This window comes from Clostridia bacterium, from assembly GCA_034926675.1.
In the GTDB taxonomy this organism is placed as follows: Bacteria; Bacillota; DTU025; order DTU025; family DTU025; genus JAYFQW01.
Window position 1 is genome coordinate 82214 of the sequence record JAYFQW010000003.1, and the last position, 18419, is coordinate 100632.

General features: G+C 57.9%; 17 protein-coding genes. 9 read left to right on the forward strand and 8 right to left on the reverse strand.

What is annotated here, in order from left to right; genetic code table 11:
• The first annotated feature begins 31 nt into the window (after nucleotides 1-31).
• Nucleotides 32-1417 carry a YqaA family protein gene (locus VB144_01985; GenBank protein MEA4882427.1) on the forward strand — a complete coding sequence of 462 codons (1386 nt, stop codon included), beginning with the start codon at nucleotides 32-34 and terminating at the stop codon, nucleotides 1415-1417.
• A 59-nt stretch (nucleotides 1418-1476) separates the two neighbouring features.
• On the opposite strand, the gene VB144_01990 is transcribed toward VB144_01985, so the two are convergent.
• Together VB144_01990 and VB144_01995 are read right to left on the reverse strand one after the other, a co-directional pair.
• A complete protein-coding gene (locus VB144_01990; GenBank protein ID MEA4882428.1) occupies nucleotides 1477-2229 on the reverse strand; it encodes a carboxypeptidase-like regulatory domain-containing protein in 753 nt (250 codons plus the stop codon).
• A gap of 271 nt (nucleotides 2230-2500) precedes the next feature.
• On the reverse strand, nucleotides 2501-3067 hold the full coding sequence (locus VB144_01995; GenBank protein MEA4882429.1) for a hypothetical protein: 567 nt from the start codon (nucleotides 3065-3067) through the stop codon (nucleotides 2501-2503).
• A 313-nt stretch (nucleotides 3068-3380) separates the two neighbouring features.
• Here VB144_01995 and VB144_02000 point away from each other — a divergent pair, with 313 nt between their 5' ends.
• Together VB144_02000 and VB144_02005 are read left to right on the forward strand one after the other, a co-directional pair.
• Nucleotides 3381-3908: a Gx transporter family protein gene (locus VB144_02000; GenBank protein MEA4882430.1), complete on the forward strand. Its 528-nt coding sequence runs from the start codon at nucleotides 3381-3383 to the stop codon at nucleotides 3906-3908.
• Nucleotides 3909-3913: 5 nt separating this feature from the next.
• A complete protein-coding gene (locus VB144_02005; GenBank protein MEA4882431.1) occupies nucleotides 3914-4273 on the forward strand; it encodes a NusG domain II-containing protein in 360 nt (119 codons plus the stop codon).
• A 40-nt stretch (nucleotides 4274-4313) separates the two neighbouring features.
• On the opposite strand, the gene VB144_02010 is transcribed toward VB144_02005, so the two are convergent.
• From VB144_02010 to VB144_02035, 6 genes are all read right to left on the reverse strand, one after another.
• A complete protein-coding gene (locus tag VB144_02010) occupies nucleotides 4314-5417 on the reverse strand; it encodes an ABC transporter ATP-binding protein (GenBank protein ID MEA4882432.1) in 1104 nt (367 codons plus the stop codon).
• A gap of 29 nt (nucleotides 5418-5446) precedes the next feature.
• On the reverse strand, nucleotides 5447-7084 hold the full coding sequence (locus VB144_02015; protein MEA4882433.1) for an iron ABC transporter permease: 1638 nt from the start codon (nucleotides 7082-7084) through the stop codon (nucleotides 5447-5449).
• Nucleotides 7085-7139: 55 nt separating this feature from the next.
• Complete coding sequence (locus VB144_02020) at nucleotides 7140-8159, reverse strand: ABC transporter substrate-binding protein (GenBank protein ID MEA4882434.1); 1020 nt, start codon at nucleotides 8157-8159, stop codon at nucleotides 7140-7142.
• A 172-nt stretch (nucleotides 8160-8331) separates the two neighbouring features.
• Nucleotides 8332-9696, reverse strand: a complete 1365-nt coding sequence (locus VB144_02025) for a sigma-54 dependent transcriptional regulator (GenBank protein ID MEA4882435.1) — start codon at nucleotides 9694-9696, stop codon at nucleotides 8332-8334.
• Nucleotides 9693-11201, reverse strand: a complete 1509-nt coding sequence (locus tag VB144_02030; protein MEA4882436.1) for an ATP-binding protein — start codon at nucleotides 11199-11201, stop codon at nucleotides 9693-9695. Before VB144_02030 ends, VB144_02025 begins: the two co-directional genes overlap by 4 nt.
• Before the next feature lie 234 nt (nucleotides 11202-11435).
• Complete coding sequence (locus VB144_02035; GenBank protein MEA4882437.1) at nucleotides 11436-11822, reverse strand: hypothetical protein; 387 nt, start codon at nucleotides 11820-11822, stop codon at nucleotides 11436-11438.
• A 913-nt stretch (nucleotides 11823-12735) separates the two neighbouring features.
• Between VB144_02035 and VB144_02040 the strand changes: the two genes are divergently transcribed.
• The 6 genes from VB144_02040 to VB144_02065 all read left to right on the forward strand — a co-directional run bounded on the left by VB144_02040 (nucleotide 12736) and on the right by VB144_02065 (nucleotide 18131).
• Nucleotides 12736-13773: a site-specific DNA-methyltransferase gene (locus tag VB144_02040; GenBank protein MEA4882438.1), complete on the forward strand. Its 1038-nt coding sequence runs from the start codon at nucleotides 12736-12738 to the stop codon at nucleotides 13771-13773.
• Complete coding sequence (locus VB144_02045) at nucleotides 13749-14459, forward strand: PaeR7I family type II restriction endonuclease (GenBank protein ID MEA4882439.1); 711 nt, start codon at nucleotides 13749-13751, stop codon at nucleotides 14457-14459. Before VB144_02040 ends, VB144_02045 begins: the two co-directional genes overlap by 25 nt.
• Before the next feature lie 930 nt (nucleotides 14460-15389).
• Nucleotides 15390-16466: a hypothetical protein gene (locus tag VB144_02050; protein MEA4882440.1), complete on the forward strand. Its 1077-nt coding sequence runs from the start codon at nucleotides 15390-15392 to the stop codon at nucleotides 16464-16466.
• Between the two features lie 168 nt (nucleotides 16467-16634).
• On the forward strand, nucleotides 16635-17117 hold the full coding sequence (locus VB144_02055; protein ID MEA4882441.1) for a hypothetical protein: 483 nt from the start codon (nucleotides 16635-16637) through the stop codon (nucleotides 17115-17117).
• A 197-nt stretch (nucleotides 17118-17314) separates the two neighbouring features.
• A complete protein-coding gene (locus VB144_02060; protein ID MEA4882442.1) occupies nucleotides 17315-17749 on the forward strand; it encodes a hypothetical protein in 435 nt (144 codons plus the stop codon).
• Between the two features lie 37 nt (nucleotides 17750-17786).
• Nucleotides 17787-18131, forward strand: coding sequence for a hypothetical protein (locus tag VB144_02065; GenBank protein MEA4882443.1), 345 nt, complete (start codon nucleotides 17787-17789; stop codon nucleotides 18129-18131).
• Nucleotides 18132-18419 lie beyond the last annotated feature (288 nt).

The following is an 18419-nucleotide window of genomic DNA, read 5'->3' on the forward strand; positions in this document are numbered from 1 at the left end:
ATCGCACTGTAGATCATGATGAGGTGGACATATGCACGCGATTGTTGGCTGGTCGATCACAGTATTCGGCAGATGGGGCGCTCTGGGGCTATTCCTTGTGGCGTTCGCGGAGTCCAGTTTCTTCCCAGTTCCCCCAGATGTGTTGCTGTTTCCTCTGTGCCTTTCGCACCCTCGGCGTGCCCTGTGGTATGCCACTGTGACCACAGGAGCATCAGTGCTAGGAGCGGTTTTTGCGTATGCCGTGGGTGTAAGGGGCGGGAGACCCATGCTGCTCCGCTTCACGGATCGAAAAGGGCTTTCCCAAACTGAGACGTTGTTCAAGAAGTACGGCGGATGGGCAGTCGGCATTGCGGCGTTCACACCCATTCCCTTCAAGGTGTTCACCATAGCCTCTGGCATCTTCCGAGTGCGTATGGCCCCGTTCCTCATTGCATCGCTGATCGGGCGAGGTGCGCGCTTCTTCCTTGAGGCAGCGATGACCATCAGGTTCGGCTCTCGGGTGCGTGAGGTTATCGGGCCCTGGTTCGAGATCGCGACACTCGCGCTCTCGCTCCTGGCGGTGGCCGGCGCAGTAGCAGCAGCAGGCCTGCAGAAGCGGCGCTCATCCGGGACAGCCTGGCCGACAGGGAGCCGGGATGGGAACCGAGATGGGAACCGAGATGGGGACGCTGCGCGCCAGGCGCGGCAGCCCAGGCCCAGGCCTGGCGCCAGGCTATTTGGACGGGCACGTGCCGCATTGCTCGGACACGAGAAGCGATTCTGGGGCGAGTGGATGATCTATGCCATGGCGGGGCTCGTCTTTCTCTTTATCGTCACTGAGGAGTTGACGGAACTGGCCTGGTCGGGGCGGGTTCTAGTCCTCCGCAGTATCGACCTTGTGGGCCTTCGCCTCGCAGATGCCCTGCGCGGACTTGGGCCTGAGGCGGGTCGCCTACTCCGGGCAATCTCGGCGCTGGGCAGCCACAATGCGATCGCAGCAATGCTCTGCATGGCTATCGCATTGTTGCTGCTCCGAGCCAAGCATGAGAGGGCCATTGCCCTCACAGTGTGTGTATCAGGCGCTCTCGGGCTGTCTCTCTCCGGTTCTCTAGACCAACTCATGCGCGCCGCCGACATCGTTGGCCCTTCAGCACTTCGAGAGGCTCTGCTTGGAGTGGGCGCCGCCACCGCGCTCTGCTTCTACGGGATGGCGGCCCACATAGCAGCGAAGGCCATGGCCAGTTCGGGGCGTCGCGAGTTCCAGAGCCTCATTCGAGCCATTGCCGGGATCGTGGTCGCAGGCGTCACCATCGCCCAGGTGGGGCTCGGCGCGCGTCTTGCGTCGGAAGCCGCGATCAACCTGGCATCCGGCGGGATCTGGCTGCTTCTGTGCATACGCCTGCTGGGGTTGGCTGAGCGAGGACGGCCGCACAGGTAACGGGCGACCGTCGGCAGGCGGGCCGGCGGCCGACGACGCTGCTCATGATGCAGCCTGGCCTAGACCAGCGAACTCAAGTTGATCGCGAGATCAGCCGTGTACAGCCTGTCATCCACGAGGCTGCGCTTGCACTCACCCTCTACTGTTATCGTGGCGTTGACCTGCTGCTCAGAAGATGAGCCCGTCAAGCGCATTGTCGCAGTGAGTGTGTAACTCTTGCCTTCCTCGAGGGGCTCCACGCCCATGATCTTTAGAGACCCGCTGTGCTCAAACACGAACGCTGCGTTCTCCATCCGAATGTGCAGGATTGCTTTCGATTCGTAGTGCCTGTCGTCACAAGCGAGGTCGAAGGTGATCTCCGCTTGAACGTCGACTGGAGGCGCACTGTCGGATTGGGAAGATAGCCCCCTGGGAAGCTCCGAAAGGACAGTCGGACCGAGGCCGAGGCTGGGAACTGCCTCGACAGTCCATGTGCCGTCATTGGGGACTATGGTCACCTCTCCGAGATCAGTCGTAGCCGCCACGTTCGCATTCACGGATTTGGCGACGAATCCGGCCTTCGCCACCTTCAGCTGGTACGCACCAGGCTTCACGCCGGCTATTTCGAACTTTCCATCGTAATCGGTCATCACGGATCCGTATGAGCCCAGTGTCACTGCAGCTCCATACACCGGTTCGTTCTCGGCCATGATTCGCCCTGACACGTACACTCCGCCTCCTGCACACCCTGCCACGCCGATCATCGCCAGCAACAGCAGGCCCACTGAGGCGATCCTTCTGAGGTTCCTCCAGCACTTGCCCGAATTACTCATTACAGTACCTCCCACCAGAGAATCATTGAACAACGACCGCCGACGCAGTGCCGAACCGGCTGCCGGGTCAGGATCGTGGGCTGCCCCGTACTCTTCACGATGGGCGTCGCCCCCGTAAGTGTGCGACGCGGATTTGAAGAATCCTGCACGTTACGGAGAATATGCGGATAAAGGAGGAACCAGGCGATTACTCGCCCGGTTCCTCCTTTATCCGTTAGCCAGTGTTCAAGGCACGATGTCCCGAAGCTCGAATCCCCAACATTCAGGCAGGTCAGTTCAGAATCTCCGTATCGTCCATAAGCACTTCTGCAGGGCCAGCTATGTGGCGCTGTATGGACAGGTTGATCCTCACGCACATCTTCTCATGGAGTATAGAACGCCCGTTCTGCAGTTCGTCCCGCTCACACACTACTTCTATCGCCTGGAAAGCCACAGTATCAGTGGGCGCCACACCGGGCGCCTCGATGCAGCAGTCAACAGGAATTCTGGCGAACTTGTTGCGCACAACACCATTGACATCGGTCCATGTAACCAGCTTGCAGACGTGGGCATCGACGAGCACAAGGCCAGAGCAGATCTTGATGTTGTCGATTACTGGGAACTTCTGAATGCTGGGTTCCGTTCCCGACTTCAGAGGTGGGCACAGCTGGATGTCGCTCACTACGAGCTCCTCGCACCGAACGCACGCAACGATCACATCCATGCCTTCTTGGAGCAACTGCTCCAGAGTGGGCGCGGGCGGAGCAGTGGGTGCAGCAGCGTTCACGGCAACGGAACCAAAGCCCAGAACCGCCGTTAGGGCGAGCATGAGTAGTACGCGGAGTGCACGCTTACGCATTGTGAGTACTAACCTCCTCCATTTTGGGGTTGCCACACATTATGTGGACACTCCCCTGCTCGCCCCCTGCTACTTGTCACGATTTACCGCGTCTTTAGCACGCGTGTCCATTCTCACGATTCGACCCGTCATTTTGTGCGTGATGCACGCTTTCAATGCACTGTGCACCGTAGTCTCTCGCACATGCACAAGCCCTCATACACACGCAATACCCAGCGGTGTATCAAATAGTGTATACTCGTACCGTGCTGCGAGTCAGCATCAGTTCCGTTCTCTAGTTGACACAATGACGATTCAGAGCGGTGATGAATCCTTGAGATCTAGCGGCCTCCAGAGGCAGATGCAGTTAACAATGATACTGGCGGTTGCACTCACTCTGCATGTTGTGGAGTCGCTGTTCCCACCTTTGCCGGTCCCTGGAGCGAAGATCGGGCTTGCTAACATCGCTAGCCTGGTGGCCCTTCGCTACCTGGGTTTCGGTGCGGCAATCGGCATCAGTGCAGCTCGAAGCATACTGGGGAGCATGCTCGGCGGCAAATTCTGGGGGCTGGGGTTCTGGATGAGTCTATCCGGGGCCACTCTGAGCGCCACAGCGATGGGGATTGCATTGCGGGTGCTGCCCAAGGGATGCTCATCGGTGTGGGCGAGCGTTATCGGGTCAATAGTCCATGCCAGCTGCCAGCTGGCAATCGCCATTATCGCGCTGCAGCAGCCAGGATTGCTCATCGGCGCGCCGGTCCTTATGGGCCTTTCGATAGTAACAGGGGTGTTCATCGGAATAGCCTGCGACAGCCTAGATGGCGCAGTGCGGCAATATGTGCGTTCAAGGAACAGAAGGTGAGGCAGATGAGGAAACGGGAGCGAATACTCATACTAGTGTTGCTCGCAATAGGCATAGCTCTGATCATGTTTGGAGGGGCGCACGGGGGGCGCACGGTCGAGGGCACGACACTCAGAGTAGTCTCCATAGGCGAAGAACGTGATCGCGTAGTGTCGACATTGACACTGTCCGGGACCCTGAAGAAGACAATCCCAGTGAAAGGCCCCCTGGGGACGACAATCGTGGAGGTGGACGGGACCAGAGCGCGGGTATTATCATCACCCTGCCCCGACAAGATATGTGTGAAAATGGGCTGGCTTGAACAGGTTGGAGACTACAGCGCGTGCCTGCCAAATCGAGTGCTGATAGAGATGGTGGACAAGTAGGCTCAGCCGCTGGCTCTACCCCTGGCTTCTACTCCCCGCACTACTCCTCGCTCATCACGTGTGTCCTCAATCGAGGCACGACAAGGCTCACTTCGCCGGACAGCCCCACCGAGGATCCGGGATCGAACTGGTCCACCACCCATGGGGTGCTGCCGAACGGGACTTCCACAGTGTAGCGCAGTTTGTGCCCTAGGAAAGCTGCGCCCGCGATTCTTCCTGGGAGCACGTTGGCATCCTCTGTTGGAAGCGGTTCACCCACAGAGCATAGCTGCACTGATTCTGGCCTCACGCCGATAACCACGGTCTGCCCCGCCCTGATCGGCCTCGTGAGCCCAGTCGCCACGACCTCCGCCGATGCGCACTGCATCGCGGCCACGCTGCCGGAGACCTCAGTCACCAGAGCGGGCGCCAGGTTGATTGTGCCCACGAATTCCGCCACGAACCGATTGGCGGGGTGGTAGTACACCTCATCAGGCGGACCTGCCTGCTGAATCCGGCCTTCGCTCATCACGACTACCTCATCGGAGAGTGCGAACGCCTCCTCCTGATCGTGGGTTACGTATATCGCGGTAATGCCGGTTCTCCTCTGGATCCGGTGAAGCTCCATCCTCACACTCTCCCGAAGCTTTGCATCTAGGTTCGACAGCGGCTCATCTAGGAGAAGCGCATCGGGCTCAACGATGAGCGCTCTGGCCAGAGCCACTCTCTGCTGCTGGCCACCGGAGAGCTGCCCCGGAAACCTATCTCCCATTCCGTCCAACTCCACGAGTTCGAGAGCCGCGCGCACCCGCCGCTTCCTCTCGTCCGCGCGAATCCCCCTCACCAGGAGGCCATAGCCTACATTCTCTGCCACCGTCATATGGGGGAACAGAGCGTACTCCTGAAAAACCATGGCAGTGTTCCGCCTGTAGGCAGGAACATCAGTGATGTCTCGGTCTCCAATTGATATGCGTCCATGGTCGGGCTCTTGGAAGCCTGCTATCATCCTGAGGGTAGTGGTCTTCCCGCAGCCCGAAGGGCCGAGAAAGGTCGTCATGGTCCCCGGCTTTATGTCGAGGTGCAGGTCACGGACTACATGGTTCTTGCCGAACCACTTGTCGAGCCCCGCTAGCTTCACACTCGCTCCAGCACGTCCATCGGCCATCTGCCTTCACCCCTTACGCATTTGGATGCTCAGATTTCGAAGAGTTTCACCTTGCCGCCAAGGGCGAACCTGAAAAATAACAGAGTCAGGGCGATTATGCCGACGACTGCGACTCCTAGAGAGCTAGCCTCGCCCCAGTATCCGTGATCGGCCAAGTTGATAATGGACACAGAAGCAAGTCGCCACTGGGGAGATATCAGGAAGATCGGTCCGCTCACAGCGTTCATCGCCTTAATGAACGTGTAGATGAAACTCACGGTGAATGCCGACCGCAGGAGCGGCAGCATCACATAGCGGAACGACTTGATGGTGTCGGCCCCGAGATTGGTGGACGCTTCCTCTATCGATCTGTCCAGCTGCTTGATCGAGCTTACCGTGGTCCGATAGCCCACGGTCATGTATCGGAACACCATCAGTATCACGATTATCGCCGCAGTGTTTGTGAGAGCCAACGGGGGCGTGTTGAACGATAGGACATAACCGATTCCCAGCACTGTGCCGGGCACCGCGGCCGGTATAACCGCCATGAGATCAAGGGCGCCTGCGCCGATGGGTTTCTTCACATTCACCATGTAGCCGAGCAACACCGCGAAGAGCGCGGTGAAGGCTGCAGCAGCAGCCGAGAGCATGAAACTGTTCTTCAGTTCAACCCCATGCAGCACAGCCGTTACGAAATGGTAGGAGGTGAAGCTGAAGTTGGCGCCCCACGTCTTCGTGAAAGCGCACACCAGGAGCACTCCGTACACCGAGACTACCACCAGCGATGTAATCAGGCATGCCGCAAACAGGCTCCACCTGACCATGGGCGAATGGCCCTTCTTCTCCAGGTTTGTGGGCTTCCCTGTAACGGTGACGAATGACCTGCGCTCAAGGATGTTTCTCTGGACGAAGAAGACCATCAATGCAGGCGCCAGCAGCACGCCGGAAAGAACGGCCGCCCCCTGCGGGCTCCAGTTCGTGATGAGTTCCAGGTAAGCCTCAGTGGCCAGGACTGTGTAATCACCAGCAATGAGCATAGGATTCCCAAAATCCGCTAGAGCCTGACTCGTCACGAGAAGAGCCGCGGAAGCCAGCCCGGGCGTAGCAAGGGGTAGGACAATGTCTTTGAACACGCGCCACCGCGATGCCCCGAGGTTAGTAGCGGCAAGCTCCAGATTCGCACTGATCGACCTGAGCACCGAGGATGTCGCGAGGAACGCAGTTGGGAAGAACGCGAAGGTCTGAACCGCCCACAGGCCTTTCCAGCTGTAAATGTCGGGGCGCATGTGCAGGAGTGTCCAGCTTATGAAGCCGCGTCTGCCGAAGAGGAGGATGAACGCCAGGCCAGTGATGAACGGGGGTGTCATGATCGGAAGGATGGCTATGGTCTTGAAAAACCTCGAGCCTGGAACGTTCGCCCTGTTCACTGCGTAGGCGTACAGAAACCCCAGGGCAGTCGCTGATAGCGTGGATATGGCAGCCATGAACAGGCTGTTGCGCGTGGCCTTCAGGAACCTGGGGTTCTGGAAGTAGGCTGCCCAGTTCGCCCAGCTTGGAAGCGACAGCACCTTCAGTATCGGCCACACCACGAACAGCAAGAGCAACATCGCTGATGCTAGGATCATTGCAGCGAGGAGGGGCTCCCCCCGCATTCTCCTCAGGTCCCTCGACACAGGGTTACTGCGCATGGAACCACCCCCTCATCTACAGGCTTTCTGCTTGAAACCCGCCTGCAATACGTGGTTACCGACCGATGGCCTTAGCCCACTTGTCCAGAAGGGCGGCCTTGTCGCTCGCAGCCTTGATCACATTGAAGCCCTCGAATATGTTCAGCTCTGCAAGTGGCTTGACCCCTCCCGGAAGCTCCACGTCGGCCCTTGTGGGGATCCTCATCGTCAAGTCGGTATGAAGCTGCTGCGCCTGCTCACCAAGGACGAAGTCGATGAACTTCTTCGCGTTCGCAGTATTGGGACCGTTCTTGATGATCGATACTGATCCGATCTCCCAGCCGGCGTCCGGCGGCACAATGATGTCCACATTGAACCCGGCCTTCTGCATGAGGAGCTGGTCGTGGATGAAGTTGATGCCAATCACGAACTCGCCGGTGGCGACGAACTGCGCCGGGGCGAGGCCCTTCTTGGTGTAGTGGTTGATGTTCTTATCGAGAGCCTTGAAGAATGCCCAGGCAGCATCCTCTCCGTACTTCTGCACGTAGGACGCGAGGAACGTGTAGCCGGTGCTCGAGAGGGCCGGGCCTGGCATGACGATCTCGCCTTTGAACTCCGGCCGGAGCAGGTCGGACCAGGTTTTCGGCATCGGGATGCCCTTCGGCGCAAACTCCGCCGCGAATCTGTCCTTGTTCACGATTATCGCCTCAGGGCCAAGGTACAGGCCGGTCCAGTAGCCGTCTCTGTCTTTGAACGCCTTCGAGATGGCATCGGCTGAAGGAGAGGCGTATGGCGCGAGCAAGCCCTTCATCTTCATGGCCTCGTGATTCTCAGCTCCCGCTCCCAGGAAGATGTCGGCCTGAGGAGCTGTAGCCTCGGCCTCAACCCTCGCCACGGCCTGCCCGGTAGCAAGCGCCAGGTACTTGACCTTCACCCCAGTCTGCTTCTCGAATAAGGCGAACAGCCGCTTGGCCTCGTTCTCGTGGAAGGTGAAATACACTACTAGCTCCTTGGGATCTGGAGCTGCGAAAGATGGGGCAACCATCCCCACGAGCAACGCCGCTAGAACCAGCAACAGTGCCAATCGCTTCTTCATGGATGTGCACCTCCTGAGATTATTCGCTGCCGCATATGACAAGCAAATGCCGTGCCAGCCATGGGCAACTGCCGCATGAGAAGGCACAGCATGGCGCTATCCATCCCACCTGCACTAAGATGGTGCACTCCCCGAGTGCCTCAGTGCTCCAACTTGGTGCACATGCTCCGCGCTACTCTCTCTCGATGCCAAGCTCCGCGATCTTGCGCCTGAGCGTGTTCCTGTGTATCCCGAGAGTTTCAGCCGATCGGCTCTGGTTCCACTCACATGCCTCCAGAACCCTCAAGATGTGTTCCCTCTCCACAGTCCTGATCGATGAACCCTCGGAGATCGGCTGCGGATCGAGGGGCGCCTGTCCGCCCCTCACACTCTCAGGCAACATCGCCAGTGTGATCAACTGCCCATCGCCGAGGAGGACGGCATGCTCTATAGCGTTGCGGAACTCCCGGACGTTGCCGGGCCATTCATGCCTCCTGAGCGCATCCATGGCCTGCTCGTCGGCGCCGCGAAAATCCCGCTTGAACTGCCGGTTGAATAGCTCCAGGAAGTATTGGAGTGCAGTGGGCAGGTCCTCGCGCCTGTCCCGGAGGGGAGGCAGGCATATCGTCACTGTGTTCAGCCGGTAGAACAGGTCAGCGCGGAACCTCCGTTCTCTCACCGCTGAGCCTAGGTCTCTGTTCGTGGCTGCGATGATCCTGACGTCCACCTTTATGGTGTCGGTCCCTCCCACCCTCTCGAATTCCCCATCCTGCAGAACGCGGAGTAGTTTCGCCTGCATCGCAGGGCTCATATCGCCCACCTCATCGAGAAACAGCGCGCCTCCGTCGGCGAGTTCGAATCGGCCGAGCTTTCGGGCCCCTGCGCCGGTGAAAGCTCCTTTCTCGTACCCGAACAGCTCGCTCTCGAGGAGTGTCTCTGGAACTGCAGCACAGTTCATCTTGATAAACGGCCCATCCGATCGGGGGCTGTTCTCGTGGAGCATGTGGGCCACAAGCTCTTTCCCAGTGCCGGATTCGCCGGTCACCAGTACAGTCACATCGTACTGCGCGAGTTTCAAAGCCTTTGAGTATGCCTCCACCATGGGCATGCATGTCCACTGAATCCCCGCAAAACGGGCGGTGTCTCCACGGCCGGCTGCAGGGCCAGTCCCCTCCCCCGTTCCCGCTCTTGCGTCCAGGCCGCGATGGATAACCTGCACCAGTTCGTCTACATCAAAAGGCTTGGTGATGTAATCGTAGGCTCCTGCCCTGAGGGCATCCACTGCAGTCCGTATGGTTCCATATGCGGTCATCATGATTATGACCGCATTCGGCTGGCCCGCAACGATATCCGGAATGACCTCAAGGCCTGTCCGCCCCGCCATCTTCATGTCGAGGAGCACGACATCATATGAGCGCCTTTCTAGGGCTGCTATGGCGAGAAATGCGTCGGCGGCCGCATCCACCTCAAAGCCCTTCTCCGCCAGGATCACCTTCAGCACAGTTCTGAGGCTCGCATCATCGTCCACCGCAAGCACACTGACTCTCTGACCGGTCATGGCAGGCCCACCTCCGCGCCGCCGCCGCTCCTCACTGGCAGCAAGATCTCAAACCTCGCCCCTCTTCCATTGGCCAGGGGGCTTTGCGCCCTGATTGTTCCGCCATGCTCCTCCACCACTTGCCGCACAATAGCAAGGCCCAGCCCCGTCCCTCTGCTTCTAGTAGTGTAAAGGGGCTCGAACACCCTCTCAAGGTTCTCGCGGGAGATGCCTGGACCCGTGTCGTCGAAGGCAATTGCTATCGCAGCGCGCTGCTGGTCATGGCATATCTTCACGGATATTACGTCCTGCCCGACTGGAAGTGCAGGATCACCCGTTCTGCGCCACTCGACAATCGCGTCGATTGCGTTAAGTCCCACGTTAAGGAATGCCTGGTGAAGCCGATCAGGATCAAGGAACGACATGGGGACCTCCGACCTTGAGAACTCCACCCCGATTCCTTCCGACGCGGCTCTGAGCTCTATGAGCCTCACCGTATCGGCCAAGACCAGAGACGGGTCCGTGTAGGCGACCTCCGCCTGTCTGGGCTGGGCAAACTCCAGCAGCTGCCGGACCAGGGCGTTCAGGCGCTCGGATTCCTTGATCATTATCGCTGTCAGCTCAGCCGTCTCAGGCTGTGCAGCCTTGGACTGAATGTACCTGGCGCAGGATATTATGGAACCCAGCGGATTCCTCACTTCGTGTGCTATCGATGCGGATATCTGACCCAGTTCGGCCAGGCGCCTGACCCGGTAGGCTTCCTTCTGCTGCTCAGAGTAGACCGCAAGGCTCGCCGCCATTGAGTTGAAGTGGCCTGCAAGCGCCTCCAGCTCATCGCCGGTGTTCACCCGAATTCTGGTGGAGAAGTCGCCTGAAGCGATTCGGTGCGAGGCCTCCGTCATTTCCCCGATCGGTTTGGTGACAGTGGTAGCCAGAATGTAGATGCCCGCAATCCCAAGGGCGAGAGCCCCCATGGTCATCAGAGCTGCCTGCACCGTTGCCTGTCTAACAGCCTGGACAACGTTTGTCATGTCCATACCCAGCTCCACAGCGCCTACCATACTTCGGAAGAGGTAGATGGGGACCATCACCCGGTACACTCTGGCGCCATCAGGGACCGAGTGTATGGTGTCCTGCGGCCGTCCTGTCTGCATGACTGTAGCCAGCATAGGATCGTCAGCAGGCGCATCCCACTCAGAGAATACGTCCATATCCGGAGAAGATGGATCCTCGAGAAGGTCCGCCCAGGTAAGGAAGCGGCCCTTCTGTCCATGAATCCGCATGTATGATAGCCCTCGTGATGCACGGGCCTGTTCAACTATGCGCGAGATCCCAGAGTCAGTGACAATGGAGTTCTCTATGGCAAGCGCGTAGGCCTGAGCTAGAGCCACGCCGTCCTTGCGCATCTGGTCCATGATGCGACGCGTCTCCCTCAGGATTCCGAAATAGCAGTTGGCCGCCATGATCACGGCGAGGAAAAGCGCAGCGTACACCGCAAATCTATCGGCGAGTCGCGTCCGCTTCACAGGGTCGGCCCCCTTCCGTCGTGACGCGTATTCGACGGTTGGCTAGGGATCACCTGTTGGCCGAGGTCGCCGGCATGGTGGTGATTGGGCATGGGGATGTCACAGGTGCGGAGGGCTGCAGTGTGCGTGAGGGAAGCGGAATAGTCGGAGACGCCGGGGATGAAGTGGGCGAGGTGAGGGGTCCTCGCCGCGAACGGAGTTGCTGTAGCTTTGGAACGCGCTAGTTTCGGCCTGTCACTTGCCACCCTTGTCACGCCATTGCTTATGCGACTCTTCCAGGCGGCGCTTCTCTTCGTCCTGTTGCTGCTGGGCACGGAGTCTCCTCTCACGCAACCACTGTTCGGATCTCTCCGCGGCCTTGAGCTTCATCTCGTTGAACTGCTCCGCCGTGGTCATGATCCCCTCTCTTATCTCCTTTGAGATGCACTCGATCTCCAAAGGAAACTGCTCCTTGAGCGAGTGGTGCACCATGGCCTCAGCCCATGCATGAGGGCCTCCACGCTCGACGAAGCTCTCGATCACCATGAGCTTGCCTATGTACATGCGGTCTTCCCATGCGGTTTCGGCAAGCCGGTCACGGACGAATCGAGTCTTGATATCGTCCCAGTTGTCGCTGCTCATAATGGCTATCACCTCCTTCTTACCATGCCATTCGCCCATCCGATCTTGGCGCTGCCCGCTGATGCGAGTCCCGCCTTCAAGGTAATTGTACGACGCTGATCTCCGGATTCCTGCACATTCCTCGCCCGCCGCCACAGCCGCAGAAACAAATCTGCGGTTCCTGAGATTCCGGTCTCGCAGGCGGTCAATGCCTACCAAACCGGCATCGTCGCACGCTGAATGCCACTCAATTCGACATTGACCACGAGGTCAGTGTCCATTTCGTCGACACTAACGGTCCGGCTCCCGCTGTCGAGGTTCACGTGAACTGCATCGCGCGCCCGACCCATCCCTGAAAACGCGTCTACCTGCGAGTCAACCGCACCACATTATGTCATGATCTCACCTTCTCACGCTCCCCATCGCCGATCCCGCCTGGACGCACGTTCGGAGAGCCTCAATGCTGGATCTGTCGACACTGCGCGCGTTTCAACGTCGATTCCATCGACATTGAGCTCGTCTCACTGCTGGATTCGTCGACATCATCGCCCCAGGACTCGGTCGCGCCAGTCGCGCCTCGACAGGCAGCGCGGGCGACCAACTCGGGAGCCCCATATGCGGCTGCAGCTTGCTGATTGCATCGCTCCAATAACCCACAAAGATGAAGACTTGAGTCAGTTCAGGCCGCAGCCCGTCGGCGAGTTGATCATACCGGAGAAAGAAGCCAAGAAGTGCAGCCTAACATTCCGCTTTGAACGCGACGGCAATTTCACCGGCGGTTTCTGCCGTGCAGCCGAATGCTCCCGGCGGAGGGGCCTGCGGGCATGCTGGTTCGCGACACGGGAATCAGCGATCAGGTGCAGGAGGTATTGATCCAGCCGGCTAGAAGTATCTTAGGTAAGCACACTGTCTCAGCCGAAGGGAGACACCTTTGATGACGGAGTCACCCATTTTGGATCTCACAGCTGCTGATGAGATCCTGGCCATGGTAGGTACATCAGACCCCAAACGGGGCATCCCTTTGATTGCCAAGGACAGCTTGGTTCAAAGGCGTATCGCTGCCGCAGTGGCGGGGTTACGAACTGGCCACCGTATAGTTCATGGCGATGCGAGAGACCTGGGGTTTCTGGAGTCCGAAAGCGTTCATCTGGTTGTGACCTCTCCGCCATACTGGGATCTAAAGAATTATCCTGACTGTGATGGTCAGTTGGGGAATGTAGATGACTATCTAGCGTTCCTTTCCGGACTGGAGCAGGTGTGGCGTGAGTGCTGCCGAGTTCTGGTGAAGGGTGGGCGTCTGGTGATCGTCGTAGGCGATGTATGCCGGTCTCGACGGCGCCATGGGCGACATTATGTAGTGCCCCTACATGCCTCCATACAGACCCAATGTATGGACATCGGGTTTGACAATCTTGCCCCGATACTCTGGTACAAGATCGCCAACGCAAACTACGAAATAGAGAATGGTTCGTCTTTCCTTGGTAAGCCGTATGAACCTAACGCTGTAATCAAGAACGATGTAGAGTACATTCTTATGCAGCGCAAACCCGGCGCCTATCGCACGCCAAGCCTTCAGGCCCGTATCCTGAGTGTCATTGGCAATGAGGAATACCAGACATGGTTCCGGCAGATCTGGTCAGATGTTCCCGGCGCCTCAACGCGAAAGCACCCCGCTCCATATCCCGAGGAGCTAGCATATCGTCTGATCAGGATGTTCAGTTTCGTCGGCGACACAGTTCTCGACCCGTTTGCCGGAACCGGCACCACCTGCGTAGCCGCCTCAAGGGCTGGCAGACATAGTATAGGCGTTGAGCTAGAACACGATTTCGTCAAGATGGCCGTCCGTCGTTGCGCCCAAGCGGGACTGCACTTGGTGGATACTCCAGACGGCATCTCTCATCAACAGACAATGTTCGGCGACGAGGCGCCCAACGAAGGTGATCACCAATGCAAGCTAGCAACGAACTCATAGATGCAATCCGGTCTTACTGGAGCATCAGGCTCCTGCAAGGCGACCGCCAGGGAGCGAATGGCGACAAGGATTCCGGGGAACGCCGATCCGTCACAGGTGGGCAGCATATGGATGCCATTGTGGATCTGATCTGCCAACGCCTCCGTGACGAGGGCGTTCCTGATGCCTGCATATACCGCAGCAGTGCCATGGAGCTACCTGGATACTATCGGCCTGAGAAGAAGTGGGATCTTCTGGTCGTTCGCAATTCCGCCTTGGCCTGCGCGGTTGAACTGAAGTCTCAGGCTGGACCGTCTTTCGGGAACAACTTCAACAATCGTGTCGAAGAAGCAATAGGCAATGCTCAGGACCTTTGGACGGCATTCAGAGAGGGCCGTTTCGGGCTGGCAAGAGCGCCATGGCTGGGCTATCTGTTCCTTCTGGAGGACTGCGACCAATCGTCCAGCCCTGTCAAGGTAAGTGAACCTCATTTCGCAGTCGACCCCGTTTTTGTGGATGCCTCCTACAAACAGCGATACGAGCTTCTGTGCAAACGATTGGTCCTAGAACGACTGTACAATGGAGCTTGTTTCATAACTTCAACCAGAGACCCCGAGAACCCCACAGTCACTCAGCCCAACCCGGATTTGAGCTTCCAGAGATTCGTTGATCACCTCATTGGCCACGTGAAGTGCTTCATGGCATGATTTCGGCCTGCGAGCCGCAGACAACCTATTCCGACCTCCGGCGATGGCTCAAGAGGAAGAATTGACCAGACACATGAAGACGAAAACTCGTCACTCTGTGCTAGACCATGTCTTCACGGGCGCCATAGTGGATGCGGCAAACCCGGAGCGTCGTGGATTCTCATGTGTTCGGGATCGGGTGTCGATTGAAACTTGTAGATTCCCCTCACAGATGTGCCCACGCTAGTGTCGCGCCCCGCTCGGGCGCGTAGGTTGAAACTGCACTATCCTGGCCACTGTACCATACAGGAACCGCTCCACCTCCGCATCGACTATGGAGGCAAGCAGGAGCCAGCCGGGAGAAGATGAGGAAAACACGGAAGACTCGCAGGAAGAATCATGAAGGGGTCGAAACAGGCCAACGTTAATACACATGTCAGACAGGCCCCAAGAAAAACCAAGCCGCGCGAGCGCCTCCATTACGCGAAGTATCGGGTGATCATATGAACCCGCCGCAACGACTCGCGCGGCAGCTCACATCCACATATCACACCACCGATCCACGCCAGCTCATTGAACTGCTAGACGTCCCTCACATCGAAATCGTGCTGCCGGCGCCCATGCATGGCTTTGTCTCAATTGTCATATGCGCGTGCACATTAGCTTGGCCATGCTCTTTTGCACGATCCTGCTAGGCACTATCTGATCGTGGAGAGCACGTTCATCTCGCCTGGCCGCTGTGAACGGGAAGCGGACAGGTTCGCGCATGCGTTGCTTGGAGTTGCATGCGATCACAGGAATCCCCAATGACCGCCGCTAGGCTTCCGTGGAGGCGATGGAGACTAGGTTGTCGGGACTAGGAGCCTGAGAAACTGCGTTAGCAACTCGCAGTCTGCGCACGCGACAATGAGAGAGCGAACGCCTACGAAATAGCCAAGGAGTGACGGGCTGATGAGTACAGTGTTCTGGTTGCTGAGTCTTTTCGGTCTATATGTCGCCATCGCCAACATCATCGGTAAGGCAATGCCTGCTCCGAGAATGCGCCGCCGTGGATTCGCCCGGTTGGTGCTTCCGGCCGCGCTCCTCTGTCTGTTCATTGCATTGGGGCTCAGCCTCGAAGCAGATAGTACAGCGGCTCACGCTAAGCAGCTCCTGGCGAACCCTCCCACCTCAAACTACGTCGACCACTCGAATCAACTGAAGAAGGCATCCACTTCAGTCGGCGGGCGGCTCAAGAAGGAATTACTTGCAGAGATCAAACGGCTGCAACCATTTGTTGACCAAGAACGGATCGCTCTGCTTATCGCAGAGGCTGAGCAGCTGGCCGCAGTTGACAACAGCATGCCTGCCGATGAACTTCCCAAACGCATTAAGCGCATCGAAGAGATCGCCGCCAGCGTTCCAAAGGGAGCAGACAGTGATGCATGCGACCGCCTGGTTGCAGTGGTTATGGAAGCTCACGACCGCCCAATCATGGCCGCTGCCAAAGCGAGGTTCGGCCTCAAACCCAGTTGGGATAGGGATACATCCGCGACTGAGCAGGAGTTGGCATCCCTACAGGACCAGTTGCTCCTGGATCACAACACCGTGGAATTGCAGAACGAGGTAGACCGTATCGCGCGCGACAAGATGGCTGCTCGACTGAAGCACGAGGAGCAGCTGGCAGCTGAGAAGCGAAAGGCGCTTCTTGCCTCATCCAGACAGTCATATGGGGAACTACTTCGGCGACCCGAAGACTTCGTGGGCAAGACGACAAGACGGCAGGGCGAGGTTCTGCAGGACACGGGGGACGGTACCTACAGAGTCGCAACGAGCAAGGGGTATTTCGGTTCCTACGTTGACGATGACATGCTCATCCTCATATCTCAGGATGGCGAGGCTGCGGAAACCCGCCTTGTGGAGGGCGATGTGGTTGACTTTGCCGGGACTATCATGATCCCTACTTCGTACAGGACCATTCTTGGTGCAACTCGCACCGTTCCCACCGTATCTGTCGAATGGCTTCAGCTGGTCAGGTCTCGGCGCTAGAACACAGGCCAGCGTCTACCAAGGAAGTGAGACCGTGCCACAGATGGCCTTCCGCTTCCTCGCCTGGGCACCCTTGGGGATGGCAGCACTCGGGTTCGGATGGTAGACGCAGGGAGTGGACTACTGAAGCCCGACTGAACAAGGGAGAGTAAATCGGAGGTGTCCATGGTGAAACGTATCGCCTTGCTGCTTGTTTGCCTAATAGGCCTCTCTGTGTTCTTGGGCCCTGCGAGGGCAGCCCTATCGCCGCGCACGCACATCATCAACAACCTGCAGGACTACCTCAGCATTGAGAAGTTTGGGTTCGCCGGGTCTTCCGAGCTGAGCGTGAACGCAACAGTGAAGAATGCAGGCCCGCAGTCCATCGAAGCCTATTCTCTTAGCTTCATCTTCTTCGACTACTTCAACGAGAAATGTGAGGCATTCAGCGGCTACAGCACCAGCAAGATCATGCCTGACAAGGCCGAGTCCGCCTCATGGATGCAATCGTACATCCGCAGCTCCCCTCTCACTGCCTTCGTGTGGGTACGGGCAATACGTCTGGGCGACGACACGGTGCTTGTGGCGAACACAGATGAAGTGGCCTCTAGGATGAGTGAAGTGATCAAGGCTCCCGTATCTCCTCAGGACCTAATGAGCACCGCTAAGTAGGCGAGTCGTACAGACACGGGTGTGGAGTACATGGAGGTGACGTGGCGCCACCGCACGACTGCCACAGGGTTCACCGGGCTTCGGCACATCGCAAGACACCTCACGCGCTGGCACTCGAGCGACATTGGGTAGGGGCCACAAGATCGCGCAGAAACGCAGAGAGACAAAAGGGAACGCATCCCAAAGGAGGTTTTGCTGTGAACCGTTCTAGGATTGTGGTGTTGCTTATCGGGTTACTTCTCGTCGGATCGGTATCGATAGCAGCAGCCGAGCCCAAGAAGATCCCCGGATGGGCCGATGCGATGCAGGACATGGAGGTGTTCAAGGGCGCACTCAGTAAGGCATTGGGTGATGAGACGGTCCTACTCACCTATTTGCCTGGTTATGGCGTAGTATTCGTGTTCGCCACCTATCACGACGACATCTCGTTAGTGCAAAGACAAATAGAACGCGCATTGCGATTCATCGTACCCGCAGTCAGCTTAGTGCCTTCAGGCCAGAAGCTTGTCATAGCAGGTCGCTACGATTCGTCCCGCTTTGACTCCGTTTGGGAGCTCATGTACGTATCCACCCCCACTTCCAGCGGTGATCCAAACACGTGGACCATATACATCAACAGGCTCAGCGACTGATCCCACTCAAGAAAGTGTGAAACTGGGGGGAATCATTGTGAAGTTGGCTTCTGGCATCATCTCTCTGCTCTTTGGCTTTGCAGTGTTGTTCCAGTCTCTTCTAGTAGGGGTTGGCGGCACTATCGTTGGCGAAACGTCGGCCAGTCAGGGAGGCTCAGTTGGGGCGCTAGTGGCCTTGCTCCTCATGATCGGCGGCGCTTTTGCTTTTCAGGTTCCTAAGGTTGCTATGGTCTTTACGGGACTATCAGGCCTTCTCGGGCTCGCGGCAGGCAGTACCACGGTGTTCAAGGATATGACTGTCTGGGGAGTAGTCGGTGTGATTCTCACGGTCATCAATTACTTCAACTCGCGTAAGCCCAAGCGAGTACAACAGCCGCCATAATCTGCGTTAGTGTCTCAGGTAGTGGTGTAAATCCAGCGGGAGGATCCTGAGCGTATTGACAGGGACAGCCGCCATGTGGTTCTCTTCGGGTGTAATGCAAATACAATCCGAGGGGGTAACCACGATGGCAGCTGCCAAGAGAAATGTCTGACGATACGATATTGGTTCCCACAAATCGGTAACAAGGAATCAACACGGGAATTTGGACGCCGTAACCTGGAAATAGTGCAGGAAATACATTCTTTGGGCCCATTGGACAGAGGCTTGGGGCCTGGAGTGGGGTTCGCG

Excerpts from the sequence above, each read along its gene's own strand:
- VB144_01985 (MEA4882427.1), top strand. The coding sequence starts at position 32 with ATGCACGCGATTGTTGGCTGGTCGATCACAGTATTCGGCAGATGGGGC.
- VB144_01990 (MEA4882428.1), bottom strand. The coding sequence starts at position 2,229 with ATGAGTAATTCGGGCAAGTGCTGGAGGAACCTCAGAAGGATCGCCTCA.
- VB144_01995 (MEA4882429.1), bottom strand. The coding sequence starts at position 3,067 with ATGCGTAAGCGTGCACTCCGCGTACTACTCATGCTCGCCCTAACGGCG.
- VB144_02005 (MEA4882431.1), top strand. The coding sequence starts at position 3,914 with ATGAGGAAACGGGAGCGAATACTCATACTAGTGTTGCTCGCAATAGGC.
- VB144_02010 (MEA4882432.1), bottom strand. The coding sequence starts at position 5,417 with ATGGCCGATGGACGTGCTGGAGCGAGTGTGAAGCTAGCGGGGCTCGAC.
- VB144_02015 (MEA4882433.1), bottom strand. The coding sequence starts at position 7,084 with ATGCGCAGTAACCCTGTGTCGAGGGACCTGAGGAGAATGCGGGGGGAG.
- VB144_02020 (MEA4882434.1), bottom strand. The coding sequence starts at position 8,159 with ATGAAGAAGCGATTGGCACTGTTGCTGGTTCTAGCGGCGTTGCTCGTG.
- VB144_02025 (MEA4882435.1), bottom strand. The coding sequence starts at position 9,696 with ATGACCGGTCAGAGAGTCAGTGTGCTTGCGGTGGACGATGATGCGAGC.
- VB144_02035 (MEA4882437.1), bottom strand. The coding sequence starts at position 11,822 with ATGAGCAGCGACAACTGGGACGATATCAAGACTCGATTCGTCCGTGAC.
- VB144_02040 (MEA4882438.1), top strand. The coding sequence starts at position 12,736 with ATGACGGAGTCACCCATTTTGGATCTCACAGCTGCTGATGAGATCCTG.
- VB144_02045 (MEA4882439.1), top strand. The coding sequence starts at position 13,749 with ATGCAAGCTAGCAACGAACTCATAGATGCAATCCGGTCTTACTGGAGC.
- VB144_02050 (MEA4882440.1), top strand. The coding sequence starts at position 15,390 with ATGAGTACAGTGTTCTGGTTGCTGAGTCTTTTCGGTCTATATGTCGCC.